The organism is Pseudomonas sp. S2_A05 (genome assembly GCF_054668485.1).
Genome location: NZ_CP162775.1, coordinates 37,384 through 54,369, shown reverse-complemented (window position 1 = coordinate 54,369; position 16,986 = coordinate 37,384). Strand labels below are relative to the sequence as shown.

Sequence of the window (16,986 nt, the reverse complement as noted above, 5' to 3'; positions counted from 1 at the left end):
TTGATCCGTTGCGCGTGCTCCAGCGATTCGCGAAGCACATCCAGTGGCCTGGCCATCATCTGTTCGGGGTCAACCTTCCAGAACCAGGCCAGGTCATAGGCGACGGCGATCAGGTCGGTGATGGCGCCGACGCCGCACTCATGAAAAAACTCGCAACAGCCCAGCTCAGCGCATTGAGGTCAGCCAGATCCAACTGGTTGACCGACGACGGCGGGATGCCCGCGCACACAGCGATGTATTTGGCCGCCACGTCCATGTCGAGGCTGACTTCTTCGCTCTTGTCGATCTTGTACGGCAGCGCCTTGATCGCTCGCACTTCCTGCACCGTCGGGCGGCGCAGAACGAGTTCGGTCAGAGGCTCGCCGTGGGCTTCGATCGCTACCTGAAGCTTCACGGCGCCGCTCATTGCCGGTCCCCTTGATGCCTTCGAACTTCAGTTCGATGGTGGCGTCGTCGCCCTTGGAAACTGGCTCCTCGACCAGATAGGCGCCGGCCAGCACGTAGACTTTGCCGTTGCTGAATTCGCAGGTGACGGTGATATCAGTGCCTTCGATCAGCTTCTTCAGCGGGAAGTCGGCGGTGTGCAGCGCGGTCACTTTGAACGACGGTGCGATGTCGGTTTCCTTGTAGAAACCGGGCACGACGGTTTCACGTTTGACGGCCATCAGCGGGGCTTCGCAGCCGCCATTGATGGTCAGTTGTGCGCCGTCGACCTTGACGTAGCAGGTGCCTGCAATCAGTTGACCCATGGTGTTTCTCCCTTCAAATAAAAAGCCCACGCGAGGTGGGCTGAATGCTTAGCGCCGACTGCGCGGATCAGGCCGCGTCGTCGTACTGCAGACGGAACTGGTTGAGCAGTGCGAACACGCGCAGGCCGTTGATGTAATCCGGCGGGAACAGCACGTTCACGCGGCTCGGGTCCTGCACGTCGCGCTCGACGATCAGGTGTTCGGCGAACAGCTCGGCGTTCTCCACATGGCCTTCCAGCTCTAGCTTGGCGTACTGCGCAATCAGCTCGCCGCGAATGGTCGCAGGCGTGACGATCGGCTGACCGGCGCCGAAACGGGTACCGTCGGAGGCCAGTTTGTGGCGTCCGTATTTGCTGGTGATCACGCTTTGCAGACGACGCACGATGAACGCCGACTGGTGCATGGTTTCGCTGTCCAGATAGGAGTTGTCGGCCTGGCCGTAGGCGTTCTTCTGGTAGGTGGTGATCGAACGCTGGATGCGCACGTAACCGCCTTCGTAGTACGCAGTAGCGATGCCGTAGTTGAGAAGCGACTGACGCTCGGTCAGGGTGAAGCGCTCGCTGGCCGGCGCCGGGTCAACACCCGGCAGGCTGCCGCTTTGCGTCGGACGGCTGGCATCGGCGGAGATGAACACCGCCGTGCGCGCAGCCAGTGCCGCCGCTTGTACCCAGAACGGTTGCGGTACGCCCGGCTCCAGCGCCTGGATGGTCATGTGCTGATCGTTGCGCGCCTGGCCGGCAGCGACCAGCGTACCGACCGTGCCGCGTTTGGCGCTGTAGACGTGACCGAACAATTGCTTGGCCCACGACCAGCGCCCGGTGCTGTCATCCATCACCGCTTGCCAGGTGTTGAGGGTGGCCAGGTCGGACCACGGCAAGGCGATGAATTCGAATGGCTCATCGCCTAGAGCCGCGACGGCGGCGATCTGATCCGGCACACCGGCGCCGCCGGTCATGGCGGTGATTGCGCTGGTCAGACCGGCCGGAGTTTCTTCGCCGTTGCTCTTGCCCAGGCGATTGAATTGCAGGCTGATGTCATTGCCGCTGTCGCCGGTCCATTTGGCGGTCAGGGTGACCACGCCTTCGGCAGTGGCTGCGCTGACTGGCAGGTCGGCAGTGGCGTTGATTTTCTGCGCCAGTGCCGTGGCCGCTTGAGCGGCGGTGGCGCCATTGACCACGGTGGCCTGCACGCGCACGCCGCCGACATATAGATTGAGCATGCCCGCTTGAGTCGCGGTACCGGTCAGGGTCAACACACCCTTGGCGATGGCGCCTTCGGTGTTGTGCAGCGGCAGGCACCAGATCTCGCCGATCGGGTCAGCCTTGCGGAAGGTCTCGTACATCGAAGCGAGCATCGAGCCCTGGCCGCCGATGCTTTTCGCCAGCGCCACGCTGGAAACCAGCACCAGTTTGCCGACCTCAGTCGGGGCAATATTGTCGTTGACCTGCGCGACGATCAAACGGCGCATGGCCGAGGTCGCGCTGTTGGCGGCCGAGTTGTCCATTTCGGCATAGAACAGCGGCACACGAATGTCCGCCGGGATGTTGCTGAATCCGATCGCCATTATTTGGCTCCCTGTGGTTTAGCCGCTTTTGCGGTTTTGAGTGTGATATCGCCGTCGGCCAGACGCCGGCGCCACCAGGCGCTGTCCAGCACTTCACGGCCTGCGGCCGGCAGCAAGTCGCCGGCCTCCGGGTCAGGTACGACACGGCCAGCGGCCGGCACTACGGTGATGCGGTTGCTCATGGGGTTACGTCTCCAGAGAAAGTCATTTCCACCCGGCCATCCGGACCCGGGCGTTGCAGATTGGGGTCGGCCGGATCGATCGCATCGACCCGCACCGTCATCCCGGTAAAGGACGACAAAGCGTCCAGTTCGCGCTCGTGCCAACTCTCCGCAGGCTGACTTGGCAGATTGCGGCCGAGCTGGAACTCGGCATAAAAACGCAGCCGATAGAAGGCGCGGCTGCTGTTGATCGAGACCATCTCGCCGCCGTCGTAGACGATGGCGCTGTAGTCGGAATCGGGTTTGAACCCCACCAGCGCGCGCCACAGTTCGGCGCGCAGGTCGTGCAACCCATCCAGCGCTTTTGTCGCGTCGGTAGCGTCAAGCACCAGAACGATTTCGAAGCGCTCGCGGATCGGTTGGGTGGTGAGGTTTTGGGTGGTGCCAGGACTGGCCAGATCGGCCAGCGGCAGTACGTGAGCCGAGGGCGTCGGTAGATCGGGGTTGCCTTGCAGCAACGCCAGATCGACACCCACCGAAATATGATTGGCAAGGCCAGGGCATTGCCCACGCAGTTGCGTGAGGATCGGGGTGATCTTCATGGGGGTGTTCCGAAGTAAGAGAAATTACAGTGAACGCCGCAGTCCCTGTGGGAGCGAGCCTGCTCGCGAAAGCGGTCGATCAGTCACATCGATACTGAAGCTGACGTCCCTTTCGCGAGCAGGCTCGCTCGCATAGGGCTATGCGTAAAGAGTTAAGGCTGGTCGCGCGGCGGCACTTCGCAGACGCCGATACGCTTGGCCGCCCAGCGTTCGTAAAGACCTATAGCGACATCAGCGCCGGCCATCGCCGTCAGGCAGCCAAACGCGCCAGCGGCCCAGATCGACATGCCGGCGGCATACAGCAGCATGATCGCTGACACGCCGCAGATCATGCAGGCGCCGGAACGCAGAGCCAGACGCCGCACAAGTGACCAGCCGCGGGCGCCCTCCTTGTCGGCGCGCCACATTTCGCCGGACACCCCGCCGACGACAGCGAGGAGGATGACCAGCCAGATCGGCATGTCCGCCAACGCTTGTTGCTCGTTTGTCATGTCACGCCTCCGTGGGTGATTGATGAGTGATGGGTTGGGTTCAAACGGTTTCTCTTGAGGCAGGCATTCCAAAAAGCCCGGCGCTTGCACACCGGGCTTTTCAGTAATGCGCTCCTTCGCCTTCCTTCCAATCCTGTGTTCGAGAAGGAAGCTGACTTTTCGGCGCTACTGGCGCGGTACGAGTCCATTCAGATTGTTTTTCCGACCGCGGTCCCTGCCCGCCGGATAACTGCTTCTGGTGCTTTACGCTGCACACCCGGGTCAGTTGCCAACCCTCTGAACCGTTGAGGCCGGTTCATCGCTGCCTGTTCTTGTGGAACTAAAGAGCTTGTCTTGCCAGCCGCTTTGTCGAGCGGCTTGGTGGCAAGAATATGCATGGATGCATATACAGTCAATGCGTAAATGCATTTATTTATGCATTAAATTTGCGCATATGCATGAAACCCAAGCGGGCCAAGGGGTGGGGAGATTTCTGCAGGCGAAAAAAACCTGCCGAGGGGCAGGTTTCAGTTGGATGAACAAGAGTCAGCGGGCGTACATGCCCCACCAGAAGACGTGACCGAGGATGACGATCTGCTCTTCCTGGATTTCCTGGAAGCTGTAGTCCTCATCTGGATGCTCGTCTCGATTGAAGCTGCGCAGACGGATGCCGGTGGGCAGGCGATAGAGTTGCTTCACGCGCAATTGGCCGTTGTGATTGATCGCATACAGGTCGCCATCGATGATGTCGCCGATGCCGCACTTGCCGGCATTGACGCCGACGGTGGCGCCATCGCGCAGAACCGGCAACATGCTGTTGCCGCGCACCGTCACGCATTTGGCCTGGTCGAACTGCACACCGTTGTGGCGCAGGCTGCGTTTGCCGAAGCGCAGGCTGGAGCGCTCGCTCTCTTCGATGACGAATCTTCCTGATCCAGCAGCCAATTCAACCTCACGTAGAAAGGGCACCGACACCTCGTCGTCATCGACGGGGGTGTCGTCGTCCCACAGGCTTATGTCCTTGAGTTCCGCATGCACGTCAGCGCGCGTGCCGGCCGCCGTTGGTGCGACATCCGCGCGCCCGCGCAACTGATCGGTGCTGACGTTGAAATATTCAGCGATCTTCGAGATGTGTTTATCCGAAGGATCGACAATCTTCCCGCTGAGAATCCGCGAGAGCGTTGATTGAGGCACGCCGGTGCGACGGTGGAGCTCCGTGGGGGAGATCCCGTGCTGGTCGAGCAGTGCTCTTAAAACGGAGGAAACGTTGCGTTTTTGCATAACGCGCATAGTGCTTGAAGTTTTTCGTGAAGACAAATGCTGATTTGCATAAATCGTGCATAGATCAACTTTTCCCTGCCAATAAATGCTCACCCGACCGCAGCGCCTGCGTCGGGCAGACTGGCCATGGTAACCTTGCGCCCATCGCGGAAAAGCCCGGCCACTGCCCGCGCTTTGCCCTACATCTTTTAACGAGTTGCCCGACAATCCGATGAATAAAGCCGTCTCCGACCTGTCCTCCCACACTCCGATGATGCAGCAATACTGGCGCCTGAAGAATCAGCACCCGGACCAGCTGATGTTCTATCGCATGGGCGATTTCTACGAAATCTTCTACGAAGATGCGAAGAAAGCCGCCAAATTGCTGGACATCACCCTGACCGCGCGCGGGCAGTCGGCGGGCCAGGCGATTCCGATGTGTGGGATTCCCTACCATGCGGCGGAAGGTTACCTGGCGAAACTGGTCAAGCTCGGCGAATCGGTAGTGATTTGCGAGCAAGTCGGCGACCCGGCCACCAGCAAAGGCCCGGTGGAGCGCCAGGTCGTACGGATCATCACGCCGGGGACGGTCAGTGACGAGGCGCTGCTGGATGAACGCCGCGATAACCTGATCGCAGCGGTGTTGGGCGACGAGCGACTATTCGGTCTGGCGGTGCTGGACATCACCAGCGGCAACTTCACCGTGCTCGAGATCAAAGGCTGGGAAAACCTGCTCGCCGAACTGGAGCGGGTCAACCCGGTGGAATTGCTGATTCCGGATGACTGGCCGAAAGACCTGCCGGCGGAAAAACGCCGTGGCGTACGCCGTCGCGCGCCGTGGGATTTCGAGCGCGATTCGGCGCTGAAAAGTCTCTGCCAGCAGTTTTCCACCCAAGACCTGAAAGGCTTCGGCTGCGAGAACCTGACCCTGGCCATTGGCGCTGCCGGTTGCCTGTTGGCCTACGCCAAGGAAACCCAGCGCACTGCCCTGCCCCATTTGCGTAGCCTGCGTCACGAACGTCTCGATGACACCGTGGTGCTCGACGGCGCCAGCCGGCGCAATCTGGAACTCGACACCAATCTGGCCGGTGGCCGCGACAACACGCTGCAATCGGTGGTCGATCGCTGCCAGACCGCCATGGGCAGCCGTTTACTGACCCGCTGGCTGAACCGGCCGTTGCGCGACCTCACCGTGCTGCTGGCACGCCAGACTTCGATCCGCTGCCTGCTCGACGGCTATCGCTTCGAAAAGCTGCAACCGCAGCTCAAGGAAATCGGCGACATCGAGCGGATTCTGGCGCGTATCGGTCTGCGCAATGCACGACCACGTGACCTTGCGCGTCTGCGTGACGCTCTCGGTGCACTGCCCGAACTGCAAGTGGCGATGACCGATCTGGAAGCGCCGCACCTGCAGCATCTGGCGGCCACCACCAGCACCTATCCGGAACTGGCCGCATTGCTGGAAAAAGCCATCATCGACAATCCGCCAGCGGTGATCCGTGACGGCGGCGTGCTGAAAACCGGTTACGACAGCGAACTCGACGAACTGCAATCACTGAGCGAAAACGCCGGCCAGTTCCTCATCGATCTCGAAGCCCGGGAGAAAGCCCGTACTGGTCTGGCCAACCTCAAAGTCGGCTACAACCGTATCCACGGCTACTTCATCGAATTGCCGAGCAAGCAGGCTGAATCGGCGCCGGCCGACTATATCCGCCGGCAGACGCTCAAAGGCGCCGAGCGCTTCATCACGCCCGAGCTGAAAGAATTCGAAGACAAGGCACTGTCCGCCAAGAGTCGCGCGCTGGCCCGGGAAAAAATGCTTTACGAGGCGCTGCTCGAAGACTTGATCAGCCAGCTGCCACCGCTGCAGGACACCGCCGGCGCATTGGCCGAACTGGATGTGCTGAGCAACCTTGCCGAGCGTGCGCTGAATCTCGACCTCAATTGCCCGCGTTTCGTCAGCGAGCCGTGCATGCGCATCACCCGGGGTCGTCACCCTGTGGTTGAGCAAGTGCTGACCACGCCGTTCGTGGCCAACGATCTGAGCCTGGACGACAATACGCGCATGCTGGTCATCACCGGCCCGAACATGGGCGGTAAATCCACTTACATGCGGCAAACCGCGTTGATCGTGTTGCTAGCGCATATTGGCAGTTTCGTGCCGGCCGCCAGTTGCGAGCTGTCGCTGGTCGACCGCATCTTCACCCGTATCGGCTCAAGCGATGATCTGGCCGGCGGTCGCTCGACCTTCATGGTCGAGATGAGCGAAACCGCCAACATCCTGCATAACGCGACCGAGCGCAGTCTGGTCCTGATGGACGAAGTCGGGCGCGGTACCAGCACCTTTGACGGTCTGTCGCTGGCGTGGGCGGCGGCCGAGCGCTTGGCCCATTTGCGCGCCTACACCCTGTTTGCTACGCACTATTTTGAGCTGACCGTGCTGCCGGAAGCCGAACCTCTTGTCGCTAACGTGCATCTCAATGCCACCGAGCACAACGAACGGATCGTGTTCCTGCACCATGTTCTGCCTGGGCCTGCCAGTCAGAGCTATGGCTTGGCAGTCGCACAACTGGCCGGCGTGCCGAGCGAGGTGATTCTGCGAGCGCGCGAGCATCTGAGTCGCCTGGAAGACACTGCCCTGCCCCACGAGGCGCCGAAACCGGCGGCCAAGGGCAAGCCGTCGACACCGCAGCAAAGCGACATGTTCGCCTCACTGCCACATCCGGTGCTCGATGAATTGGCGAAAGTGGATCTGGACGACATGACGCCACGCCGTGCGCTGGAAATGCTCTATGCACTGAAGAACCGGATATAAGCACTGAAGAAGCGGATATAACGCAATTCGCTTCAAGCTGTTAGAATCTCGCGCGGTTCGGGATGCTGCTGGCTCATAGCCTGGTCAGCAGGTATCGCTCCCGAACCTGGCGACCCCAACCGTGAAGGGGCAACGCTGCCGCCGCCTGAGGAGAAAATTAGAAATGACCTTCGTCGTCACCGACAACTGCATCAAGTGCAAGTACACCGACTGCGTAGAAGTCTGTCCGGTGGACTGCTTTTACGAAGGCCCGAACTTCCTGGTGATTCACCCGGACGAGTGCATCGACTGCGCGCTGTGTGAACCAGAATGCCCGGCTGTGGCGATCTTCTCGGAAGACGAGATCCCAAGCGGCATGGAAAACTTCATCGAGCTCAATGCCGAGCTGGCGGATATCTGGCCGAACATCACCGAGAAAAAAGAATCGCTGCCGGATGCCGAAGAGTGGGATGGCCAGCCGAACAAGATCAAACACCTCGAACGCTGATCTACCCCGAGCTCGACTGAAAGGCCCCTTGCGGGCCTTTTTGCTTTTGCAGGTTTTACTTTTCTGCAGACGAAAAAAGGGGCGGTATGACCCGCCCACATTTTTTCCCTATTCCCTGTAGTCCTTTTCATCGTCCTGATGAATCGCCTCCTGCGATGTCCGTTCCCCTCTTCCGTGAAGGGCGTGTCTGTCCGTCGACACAGTTGAGATATTAGAGAGTTTCTGGAGACGAGCAATTGGCCCACGGCGTACGCGCGCTCTGTCACAAGGACATAACATTTACGAAATAATTAACAAAATCAAAAAGTTGCTCACTGAGAGTGAGCGCGATCGCCTTCCACCGAAGTGTAAAAATAACGAACACTTACGACACAGTAAGCAAAGGCTTACAGCGCGAGACTACAAATTCAGAAATTGACGACCGCTTGTCTGGTGGCTGCCGAAAGCCCGATTTGCTGCACGCGAAAAACAAAAAAGCCCCGACTGATCGAATCAGCCGGGGCTTTTGCGGGCGGAGGATAAGGCGCTTATTGAAACAGCGACTCGCTCGACAGGCCGTTCTTTTCAAGGATCTCGCGAAGGCGCTTGAGCCCTTCCACCTGAATCTGCCGTACCCGCTCGCGGGTCAGGCCGATCTCCAGGCCGACATCTTCCAGCGTGCTGCTTTCGTGACCACGCAGGCCGAAGCGGCGAATCACCACCTCGCGCTGCTTGTCGGTCAGCTCCGACAGCCATTGATCGATGCTCTGCGACAGGTCATCGTCCTGCAGCAGTTCGCACGGATCGGTCGGACGATCGTCAGTGAGTGTGTCCAGCAGGGTTTTATCCGAATCCGGACCCAGCGAGACGTCGACCGAAGAAACCCTTTCGTTGAGGCCCAGCATGCGCTTGACCTCCCCCACCGGTTTTTCCAGCAGGTTGGCGATTTCTTCGGGTGAAGGTTCGTGGTCGAGCTTTTGCGTCAGCTCCCGTGCGGCCCGCAGGTACACGTTGAGCTCCTTGACCACGTGAATCGGCAACCGGATGGTCCGGGTCTGATTCATGATCGCGCGTTCGATGGTCTGACGGATCCACCACGTGGCGTAGGTCGAGAAGCGGAAGCCGCGCTCGGGATCGAACTTTTCCACCGCGCGGATCAATCCGAGGTTGCCCTCTTCGATCAGATCCAGCAGCGACAGCCCCCGATTGACGTAACGCCGGGCGATCTTGACCACCAGCCGCAGGTTACTTTCGATCATGCGCTTGCGCCCGGCCGGATCGCCACTTTGCGACAAGCGCGCAAAATGAACTTCTTCTTCCGGGGAGAGCAGAGGGGAAAAGCCGATTTCGTTGAGATACAGCTGCGTGGCATCAAGTGCCCGAGTGTAGTCGATGTATTTATGTTGTTTGAGTGTGGCGGAGTGTCTGGATTTGGAACGAACGGAAGGTGGAGCAGCCCCTTCATCATTCAACATCGAATCCGAATCGATGCCGGTCTCCATAAGGAGAACCTCATCGTCGATGTCAAACTCCGGCACTTCTTTACTGAGAGCCATTGTTATAGTCCTTTGGTGAGTTCGACCCCAAGCTCAAGCGACGCCTTTATCCTTGGCAACGCTGGAGCCTGTCCCCTCTACGCGACGGAACAGGCTGGCCTTCAAATCAACGTCTTGGCAGGAACTGCAGCGGATCCACAGGTTTACCTTGGCGGCGAATCTCAAAATGCAGTTTCACCCGGTCTGTACCCGTTGACCCCATTTCGGCAATTGTCTGTCCGACCTTGACCTGCTGCCCCTCCCGAACCAACAGCCTGCGGTTATGTCCGTAAGCACTGACGTAGGTTTCGCTGTGTTTGATGATGACCAATTCGCCGTAGCCCCTTAAGCCACTCCCGGCGTATACGACCGTCCCATCAGACGCAGCTAAAACAGGCTGTCCCAAATCTCCGGCGATATCAATTCCTTTATTCAAACTACCGTTTGAAGAGAATTTTCCAATCAGAACGCCATTAGATGGCCATCCCCAGCCGGTCGGGGCCGGGCCTGCCGGAGGCAGTGGAACGGGTGCAGGTTTGCTCGCGACGGACGGTACAACCCCTTTGGAACCGGTGGTTGTAGTGGTTGTGGTGCCATTCGCCTGGCGCCGGATTACCGTGGTTTTACTCGACGAAGAAGGCGAGGAACTGGAGTTGCTCACCACCGCTGTCGGCGTTGAACCGCTGCGCCCGTCGAAGCGAATTGTCTGACCCGGATGGATCGTATACGGCGTAGGAATATTGTTCCGTGCGGCGAGGGTTTTGTAGTCCCAGCCGTAACGAAAGGCGATCGAAAACAAGGTATCGCCGGGACGGACTACATACTGCCCGGTGGTAACGGTAGGACGTTGCGCCACCGCATTGTTGCGATCAACAACGCGCACGTTGCTCGATTTGGTGCTGGAGCAACCGACCAGCAAGGTGCTCAAGACAAGGCCAGTCACCAGGCGCTGAAAGCTCGTGTTACCCATACGCTGCGCAATGACTGTGAGACTCACCCGCCGCTCCCTTTGTGGTGGCTGAAAAATTCTGAATGCCGCATTGCGGCATGAGGTGTCGCAAGTATAACGGGCCGAACCGGCTTTACCTTTAATGAAGCGAAATCACCGGACGCACACGTTTGCCAGGGGCAAGTACGCTGCGTTTAAACTCTGGCTGCCGGTGTAAGACCGGCGCCGTTGAAAGGAATTCAGCCCTGTTTGCAAATGCTCAGGCCAGTGGCCCGTTGAGCAACGGCACGAAACGCACAGCGCCCAGAACGTGTCGGGAAAAGCCATGTTCCTCGCGCACGATCAGCATCAGTTGTTGCACTTCACCCGAGCCAACCGGAATTACCATGCGCCCACCGGGGGCCAGTTGATCCAGCAAAGCCTGCGGTACATCGGTGGCAACGGCGGTGACGATGATGCCGTTGTATGGTGCCAGCGCCGGCCAGCCTTCCCAGCCATCGCCCCAGCGAAACACCACGTTGCGCAGGTTCAGCTCGACCAGGCGCTCCTTGGCGCGGTCCTGCAGCACCTTGATGCGTTCGACCGAAAACACCCGTTCGACCAGTTGCGACAACACCGCCGTCTGGTAGCCGGAACCGGTGCCGATCTCCAACACTTTATCCAGCGGGCCGGCCTCTAGCAGCAGCTCGCTCATGCGCGCCACCATATAAGGCTGGGAAATGGTCTGGTTGTTGCCGATCGGCAGCGCGGTGTCTTCATAAGCGCGATGCGCCAGCGCCTCGTCGACAAACAGATGACGCGGCGTGCGGCGGATCACTTCCAGCACCTTGGCGTTCGACACGCCTTCTTCATATAGACGCTGGATCAGGCGCTCGCGCGTACGTTGGGAGGTCATGCCTATGCCGCTGCGCAGGCGGTCGTCGTGTTCGCGCATCAGCTCAGCCCTCCCAGCCAGCCATCCAGACTTCTGAAGGCATCATTGAAAGTGCGATCGAGCTGCAACGGCGTGATGGACACATAGCCCTGCATCACGGCATGAAAATCGGTGCCCGGGCCGCCGTCTTCAGCGTCGCCGGCAGCGGCAATCCAGTAACCGGCCTTGCCGCGCGGATCGACCACTTTCATCGGCGCCGCCGCGCGGGCGCGATGACCGAGGCGGGTCAACTGAATGCCACGGATGTGATCGATGGGCAGATTGGGGATGTTCACGTTGAGCACCGTGCGCGGTGGCAGATCCAGCCCGGCGTGGGCCTCGACCAGTTTGCGCGCAAAGTAGGCCGCAGTCGGCAGATTGTCCACCTGACGCGAAACCAGTGAGAAGGCAAAAGATGGGCGCTCGAGAAATCGTCCTTCCAGCGCTGCCGCCACGGTTCCGGAATACAGCACGTCGTCACCAAGATTGGCGCCCAGATTAATGCCGGATACCACCATGTCCGCTTCGCGCTCAAGCAAGCCGTTAAGGCCCAGGTGAATGCAATCGGTCGGTGTGCCGTTGAGGCTGATAAAGCCGTTCGCCAGGTATTGCGGGTGCAGCGGACGGTCGAGCGTCAGCGAACTGCTGGCGCCGCTTTTGTCCTGCTCCGGGGCGATAACCACGCATTCGGTGTAATCCGCCAGCGCAGCATAAAGCGCGGCGAGACCGGGCGCGGTTACCCCATCGTCGTTAGAAATCAGAATACGCATGGGCTGTCCGTCTGCCCCACCGGCACCAGATCAACGAGCTCGCGCACCAATACGGTGGCAAAGCATCCGGCCGGGAGGACGAATTCCAGTTGCAGAATGTCAGGTTGGGGATAATGCCACGTCAACCCGCCAATGGGCAGCCGCAGGATGCGACGTTCATGGCTCATGCCGGCGTGGATCAACCAGTCGCGCAGATCCGCTTCGCGGGCGGCGATCGCCTGCTCCAGTTCATGGACTGCGCCAGCGGTGGGCGAGTCACCTTCGCCCCACTGCGGACCGGTCGGGTGCAGGTCGAGAATTGCCAGACGCGGGTCGCTGCATTCGGCTTCGCCGGCCGGGAAAAAGCTGCGGCTGTCGGTGAAGGCCAGCAGATCGCCAACCAGCGCGGTGTTCCAGGTGCCTTCGGCGACGCGCGCCGCGAGCACCTGGTTGAACAGAAAGCTACGCGCCGTCGACAGCAACCGCGAACGCACATTGCGCTGTTCCGGCAAAGCCTTGCGCGCCGCCCACGCCCGGGCATCGACAACGTTGCCGCCGTCATGGCCGAAGCGCTGGGCGCCGAAATAATTGGGGATGCCTTGTTTGGCGATCAGTTGCAGCCGCTGTTCAATCGCATCTTTGTCGCCATTGAATTGCGTCAGGCGCAGGGTGAAACCGTTGGCCGAATGCGCACCGCGTTGCAGCTTGCGCTTGTGGCGCGTGGTCTTGAGGATCTTCAGCGTGTCGTTTTCCGCGGCCGACAGATCCGGATCGGCCTTGCCCGGCAACTGCACGCTGAACCACTGTCGGGTCAGGGCCTGACGGTCCTTCAGCCCGGCATAGCTGACGGTACGCAACGGCACGCCGGCTGCCTTGGCAATACGCCGCGCCGCTTCTTCGGTATTGAGGCCGCGCTTTTCCACCCAGATCCACAGGTGTTCGCCGTCACCGCTGAACGGAATATCCAGCACTTCATCGACCTGGAAATCTTCGGCGATGGCTTTCAGTACCGCTGTGCCGAGGGGTTCGCCATAGGCCCGTGAGCCGAGTAATTGCAGTTCATTCATGCGCGCAGCAACAAGGCAACGGAGTGCACGGCGATGCCTTCTTCGCGACCGACAAAGCCAAGCTTTTCGGTGGTGGTAGCTTTGACGTTCACTTGATCCAACTCAACTTGAAGATCCGCCGCGATCAGCGCGCGCATCGATTCGATATGCGGCGCCATTTTTGGCGCCTGGGCAACGATGGTGTTGTCGACGTTGCCGACTTTCCAGCCCTTGGCGTGGATCAGACTGACCACATGACGCAACAGCACACGGCTGTCGGCGCCCTTGAATTGCGGATCGGTGTCCGGGAAGTGTTTGCCGATATCACCCAGCGCCGCCGCGCCGAGCAAGGCATCGCTCAAGGCGTGCAGCAGGACGTCACCGTCGGAATGAGCGAGCAGCCCGAAGCTGTGTGCAATCTGCACGCCGCCCAGAGTAATGAAATCGCCTTCAGCGAAACGGTGCACATCGTAGCCGTGGCCAATACGCATAAAAAAACGCCCCGATTTTTGTCAGGGCGTGATTCTACCTGCATTAACCGCGCAGAGCGCGTGCGTGATGCTGCAAGTGGTCGTCAATGAAGCTTGAGATGAAGAAATAGCTGTGGTCGTAGCCCGGTTGCAGGCGCAGCTCCAGCGGATGCCCCGCTTGTTTTGCGGCGTGTTGCAGGGCTTCGGGTTTCAGCTGGGTGGCGAGGAAATCGTCACGATCACCTTGATCGACCAGCAACGGCAACTTCTCCGTCGCCTCTGCGATCAGCACACAGGCGTCCCACTCCTTCCACTTCGAACGGTCTTCGCCCAAATAGTTGGAAAAGGCCTTCTGACCCCACGGGCAATCGATTGGATGGGTAATCGGCGAGAACGCCGACACTGACTGATAACGCCCGGGATTGCGCAGCGCGCAGACCAATGCGCCGTGGCCGCCCATGGAGTGACCGCTGATACTGCGTTTGTCGGAAGCGGGGAAATGCGCTTCGACCAGAGCAGGCAGTTCCTGCACGACATAGTCATGCATCTGATAGTGCCGCGCCCACGGTTCCTGCGTGGCGTTCAGATAAAACCCGGCGCCGAGACCGAAATCCCAAGCTTTGTCGGCATCATCCGGGACATCCGCGCCACGCGGACTGGTATCCGGGGCGACGATGATCAACCCGAGCTCGGCAGCCATGCGCATCGCACCGGCCTTCTGCATGAAGTTCTCATCGGTGCAGGTCAGGCCTGACAACCAGTACAACACCGGCAGCTTGCCGCCCTGCTCCGCTTGTGGCGGCAGGTACACGGCAAAGACCATGTCGCAATCAAGCACTTCGGAGCGATGGCGATAACGCTTGTGCCAGCCACCAAAACTCTTCTGACAGGAAATGTTTTCCAGATTCATAGCACTTCAGCCGCAAGATGCGAGCTTCAAGCTGCAAGAGGGAATTGCGCCTGCTTGCAGCTTGTGGCTTGTAGCTTGCCGCTGCTCCTTAGAAATGAATGACTGTGCGGATGCTCTTGCCTTCGTGCATCAGGTCGAACGCCTTGTTGATATCTTCCAGGCCCATGGTGTGGGTGATGAAGGTATCCAGCGGGATTTCGCCGCTCTGGGCCATGTCGACGTAGCTTGGCAATTCAGTACGGCCACGCACGCCGCCGAACGCCGAACCGCGCCAGACGCGACCGGTGACCAATTGGAATGGACGGGTAGCGATTTCCTGGCCGGCACCGGCGACACCGATGATGACCGACTCGCCCCAGCCTTTGTGGCAGCACTCAAGCGCAGCGCGCATCAGTTGCACATTGCCGATGCACTCGAAGGAGAAGTCGACGCCACCATCGGTCATGTCGACGATCACTTCCTGGATCGGACGATCGTAATCTTTCGGGTTCACGCAATCGGTGGCACCGAGTTGTTTGGCGATTTCGAACTTGGCTGGATTGATGTCGATGGCGATGATCCGCGCAGCCTTGGCTTTCACCGCGCCGATCACGGCCGACAAGCCAATACCGCCGAGACCGAAGATGGCTACGGTGTCACCCGGTTTGACCTTGGCGGTGTTGAGCACGGCACCGATACCGGTGGTGACGCCGCAACCGAGCAGGCAAACCTTCTCCAGCGGCGCGTCTTTGGAGATCTTCGCTACGGAAATTTCCGGCAGTACGGTGTACTCCGAGAACGTCGAAGTGCCCATGTAGTGGAAAATCGTTTCGCCCTTGTAGGAAAAGCGCGAAGTGCCATCCGGCATCAGGCCCTTGCCTTGGGTGGCGCGAATCGCCTGGCAGAGGTTGGTCTTGCCCGACTTGCAGAATTTGCACTGGCCGCATTCCGGGGTGTACAGCGGAATGACGTGATCGCCGACGGCAACCGAGGTCACGCCCTCGCCGATCGCTTCAACGATGGCGCCACCTTCGTGGCCAAGGATCGACGGGAAGATGCCTTCCGGGTCAGCACCGGACAACGTGTAGGCATCGGTGTGGCAAACCCCGGAAGCGACGACGCGCAGCAATACTTCACCGGCCTTGGGCATGGCGACATCGACTTCTACGATTTCCAGCGGCTTCTTGGCCTCGAAGGCAACGGCGGCGCGCGACTTGATCATGCTGACTCTCCAATGAATCCAGTAAATAAAAAAGCAGACAGACAGTGTAGTTCAGCGCGTCCTGAGGAATAATCCGGACCAAAGCAAAACATTATTGCCATACAGGGATAATCCAAGTGTCGGAAAACCGCTGGGAAGGCATCGATGAGTTCGTTGCCGTCGCCGAATGCAATCAATTCACCGCCGCTGCCGAGCGTCTTGGGGTTTCTTCCTCACACATCAGTCGACAAATCGTACGGCTCGAAGAGCGTTTGCAGACGCGGCTGCTCTACCGCAGCACCCGGCGGGTGACGCTGACAGAGGCCGGGCAGACTTTCCTGCAACATTGCCAGCGCCTGCAGGACGGCCGCGAAGAAGCGTTGCGCGCGGTGGGCGATCTGACCAGTGAACCGAAAGGCATGCTGCGCATGACCTGCGCGGTGGCCTATGGCGAACGCTTTATCGTGCCGCTGGTGACTCGTTTCATGGGGCTTTACCCGCAGCTGCGTATCGATATCGAGCTGAGCAATCGCCAACTGGATCTGGTGCATGAAGGGCTGGATCTGGCGATCCGTCTGGGACGGTTACAAGATTCGCGCTTGGTCGCGACACGTCTGGCACCACGGAGAATGTACCTGTGCGCATCGCCGTCCTACCTGGAACGGCACGGGCGCCCACACAGCTTGTCGGAATTGAGTCGGCACAATTGCCTGATTGGCAGTTCGGATATCTGGCAACTGGAACAGAACGGGCGGGAATTTTCCCAACGGGTGCAGGGCAACTGGCGTTGCAACAGTGGGCAAGCGGTGCTGGATGCGGCGCTTCAGGGCGTCGGGTTGTGTCAGTTGCCGGACTATTACGTGCTCGAGCATCTGCACAGTGGCGCGCTGATTTCCTTGCTGGAGGCGCATCAGCCGCCGAATACGGCGGTGTGGGCGTTGTATCCGCAGCAGCGGCATCTGTCGCCGAAGGTGCGCAAGTTGGTGGATTATTTGAAGGTGGGACTGGCTGAAAGGCCGGAGTACAAACTTTGAGTTATTGGTTGCCTGTGCGACCGTTTTCGCGAGCAGGCTCGCTCCCACAATTGACCGAGTTCGACAGCTGAATGCATTCCCTCTGTGGGAGCGAGCCTGCTCGCGAAGGCAAT

At 59.7% G+C, this 16,986-nt stretch carries 17 protein-coding genes and 1 pseudogene; 3 read left to right on the top strand and 15 right to left on the bottom strand.

Annotated features, from left to right (window positions below):
- Positions 1-109: 109 nt before the first annotated feature.
- From AB4O12_RS00250 to AB4O12_RS00220, 7 genes and pseudogenes are all read right to left on the bottom strand, one after another.
- Positions 110-406, bottom strand: a complete 297-nt coding sequence (locus AB4O12_RS00250; protein WP_007908778.1) for a phage tail assembly protein — start codon at positions 404-406, stop codon at positions 110-112.
- A gap of 4 nt (positions 407-410) precedes the next feature.
- Positions 411-749: pseudogene (locus tag AB4O12_RS00245) on the bottom strand (phage tail tube protein); the annotation flags it as partial.
- Between the two features lie 67 nt (positions 750-816).
- Positions 817-2,313 (bottom strand): phage tail sheath subtilisin-like domain-containing protein, encoded by a 1,497-nt coding sequence (locus AB4O12_RS00240; protein ID WP_305382324.1) that lies wholly within the window; start codon positions 2,311-2,313, stop codon positions 817-819.
- Positions 2,313-2,495 (bottom strand): DUF2635 domain-containing protein, encoded by a 183-nt coding sequence (locus AB4O12_RS00235; protein WP_024011856.1) that lies wholly within the window; start codon positions 2,493-2,495, stop codon positions 2,313-2,315. Before AB4O12_RS00235 ends, AB4O12_RS00240 begins: the two co-directional genes overlap by 1 nt.
- Positions 2,492-3,076, bottom strand: coding sequence for a phage tail terminator protein (locus tag AB4O12_RS00230; RefSeq protein WP_041478098.1), 585 nt, complete (start codon positions 3,074-3,076; stop codon positions 2,492-2,494). Before AB4O12_RS00230 ends, AB4O12_RS00235 begins: the two co-directional genes overlap by 4 nt.
- Positions 3,077-3,228: 152 nt before the next feature.
- The gene (locus AB4O12_RS00225; RefSeq protein ID WP_024011844.1) at positions 3,229-3,567 is read right to left on the bottom strand and encodes a phage holin family protein; all 339 of its coding nucleotides are present in this window, start codon (positions 3,565-3,567) and stop codon (positions 3,229-3,231) included.
- A 525-nt stretch (positions 3,568-4,092) separates the two neighbouring features.
- Positions 4,093-4,836: a LexA family transcriptional regulator gene (locus tag AB4O12_RS00220; RefSeq protein ID WP_056783238.1), complete on the bottom strand. Its 744-nt coding sequence runs from the start codon at positions 4,834-4,836 to the stop codon at positions 4,093-4,095.
- A gap of 202 nt (positions 4,837-5,038) precedes the next feature.
- Here AB4O12_RS00220 and mutS point away from each other — a divergent pair, with 202 nt between their 5' ends.
- Both mutS and fdxA read left to right on the top strand, forming a co-directional pair.
- Positions 5,039-7,621: a DNA mismatch repair protein MutS gene (mutS, locus tag AB4O12_RS00215; protein ID WP_460060056.1), complete on the top strand. Its 2,583-nt coding sequence runs from the start codon at positions 5,039-5,041 to the stop codon at positions 7,619-7,621.
- 163 nt (positions 7,622-7,784) lie between these two features.
- Positions 7,785-8,108 (top strand): ferredoxin FdxA, encoded by a 324-nt coding sequence (gene fdxA / locus AB4O12_RS00210; RefSeq protein ID WP_056783233.1) that lies wholly within the window; start codon positions 7,785-7,787, stop codon positions 8,106-8,108.
- A 527-nt stretch (positions 8,109-8,635) separates the two neighbouring features.
- On the opposite strand, the gene rpoS is transcribed toward fdxA, so the two are convergent.
- From rpoS to AB4O12_RS00170, 8 genes are all read right to left on the bottom strand, one after another.
- Positions 8,636-9,643 (bottom strand): RNA polymerase sigma factor RpoS, encoded by a 1,008-nt coding sequence (gene rpoS / locus AB4O12_RS00205; protein ID WP_016771451.1) that lies wholly within the window; start codon positions 9,641-9,643, stop codon positions 8,636-8,638.
- A 106-nt stretch (positions 9,644-9,749) separates the two neighbouring features.
- A complete protein-coding gene (locus AB4O12_RS00200) occupies positions 9,750-10,619 on the bottom strand; it encodes a peptidoglycan DD-metalloendopeptidase family protein (RefSeq protein ID WP_460060055.1) in 870 nt (289 codons plus the stop codon).
- 211 nt (positions 10,620-10,830) lie between these two features.
- Positions 10,831-11,466: a protein-L-isoaspartate(D-aspartate) O-methyltransferase gene (locus tag AB4O12_RS00195; RefSeq protein ID WP_160768345.1), complete on the bottom strand. Its 636-nt coding sequence runs from the start codon at positions 11,464-11,466 to the stop codon at positions 10,831-10,833.
- Between the two features lie 38 nt (positions 11,467-11,504).
- Positions 11,505-12,254 (bottom strand): 5'/3'-nucleotidase SurE, encoded by a 750-nt coding sequence (gene surE / locus AB4O12_RS00190; protein WP_024011837.1) that lies wholly within the window; start codon positions 12,252-12,254, stop codon positions 11,505-11,507.
- Positions 12,242-13,300, bottom strand: coding sequence for a tRNA pseudouridine(13) synthase TruD (truD, locus tag AB4O12_RS00185; RefSeq protein WP_375123193.1), 1,059 nt, complete (start codon positions 13,298-13,300; stop codon positions 12,242-12,244). The genes surE and truD overlap by 13 nt, the downstream gene beginning before the upstream one ends.
- A complete protein-coding gene (ispF, locus tag AB4O12_RS00180; protein WP_016771456.1) occupies positions 13,297-13,770 on the bottom strand; it encodes a 2-C-methyl-D-erythritol 2,4-cyclodiphosphate synthase in 474 nt (157 codons plus the stop codon). Before ispF ends, truD begins: the two co-directional genes overlap by 4 nt.
- A 43-nt stretch (positions 13,771-13,813) precedes the next feature.
- Positions 13,814-14,659, bottom strand: a complete 846-nt coding sequence (gene fghA / locus AB4O12_RS00175; RefSeq protein WP_056783229.1) for an S-formylglutathione hydrolase — start codon at positions 14,657-14,659, stop codon at positions 13,814-13,816.
- A gap of 88 nt (positions 14,660-14,747) precedes the next feature.
- Positions 14,748-15,860 (bottom strand): S-(hydroxymethyl)glutathione dehydrogenase/class III alcohol dehydrogenase, encoded by a 1,113-nt coding sequence (locus AB4O12_RS00170; RefSeq protein ID WP_110600129.1) that lies wholly within the window; start codon positions 15,858-15,860, stop codon positions 14,748-14,750.
- A 116-nt stretch (positions 15,861-15,976) separates the two neighbouring features.
- Between AB4O12_RS00170 and AB4O12_RS00165 the strand changes: the two genes are divergently transcribed.
- Positions 15,977-16,873, top strand: coding sequence for a LysR substrate-binding domain-containing protein (locus tag AB4O12_RS00165; RefSeq protein WP_460060053.1), 897 nt, complete (start codon positions 15,977-15,979; stop codon positions 16,871-16,873).
- The last annotated feature ends 113 nt before the right edge of the window (positions 16,874-16,986 follow it).

What these genes read in the sequence shown, in the direction of transcription:
- AB4O12_RS00250 (WP_007908778.1), bottom strand. Translation starts at nt 406, where the DNA reads ATGAGCGGCGCCGTGAAGCTTCAGGTAGCGATCGAAGCCCACGGCGAG.
- AB4O12_RS00240 (WP_305382324.1), bottom strand. Translation starts at nt 2,313, where the DNA reads ATGGCGATCGGATTCAGCAACATCCCGGCGGACATTCGTGTGCCGCTG.
- AB4O12_RS00235 (WP_024011856.1), bottom strand. Translation starts at nt 2,495, where the DNA reads ATGAGCAACCGCATCACCGTAGTGCCGGCCGCTGGCCGTGTCGTACCT.
- AB4O12_RS00230 (WP_041478098.1), bottom strand. Translation starts at nt 3,076, where the DNA reads ATGAAGATCACCCCGATCCTCACGCAACTGCGTGGGCAATGCCCTGGC.
- AB4O12_RS00225 (WP_024011844.1), bottom strand. Translation starts at nt 3,567, where the DNA reads ATGACAAACGAGCAACAAGCGTTGGCGGACATGCCGATCTGGCTGGTC.
- AB4O12_RS00220 (WP_056783238.1), bottom strand. Translation starts at nt 4,836, where the DNA reads ATGCGCGTTATGCAAAAACGCAACGTTTCCTCCGTTTTAAGAGCACTG.
- mutS (WP_460060056.1), top strand. Translation starts at nt 5,039, where the DNA reads ATGAATAAAGCCGTCTCCGACCTGTCCTCCCACACTCCGATGATGCAG.
- fdxA (WP_056783233.1), top strand. Translation starts at nt 7,785, where the DNA reads ATGACCTTCGTCGTCACCGACAACTGCATCAAGTGCAAGTACACCGAC.
- rpoS (WP_016771451.1), bottom strand. Translation starts at nt 9,643, where the DNA reads ATGGCTCTCAGTAAAGAAGTGCCGGAGTTTGACATCGACGATGAGGTT.
- AB4O12_RS00195 (WP_160768345.1), bottom strand. Translation starts at nt 11,466, where the DNA reads ATGACCTCCCAACGTACGCGCGAGCGCCTGATCCAGCGTCTATATGAA.
- surE (WP_024011837.1), bottom strand. Translation starts at nt 12,254, where the DNA reads ATGCGTATTCTGATTTCTAACGACGATGGGGTAACCGCGCCCGGTCTC.
- truD (WP_375123193.1), bottom strand. Translation starts at nt 13,300, where the DNA reads ATGAATGAACTGCAATTACTCGGCTCACGGGCCTATGGCGAACCCCTC.
- ispF (WP_016771456.1), bottom strand. Translation starts at nt 13,770, where the DNA reads ATGCGTATTGGCCACGGCTACGATGTGCACCGTTTCGCTGAAGGCGAT.
- fghA (WP_056783229.1), bottom strand. Translation starts at nt 14,659, where the DNA reads ATGAATCTGGAAAACATTTCCTGTCAGAAGAGTTTTGGTGGCTGGCAC.
- AB4O12_RS00170 (WP_110600129.1), bottom strand. Translation starts at nt 15,860, where the DNA reads ATGATCAAGTCGCGCGCCGCCGTTGCCTTCGAGGCCAAGAAGCCGCTG.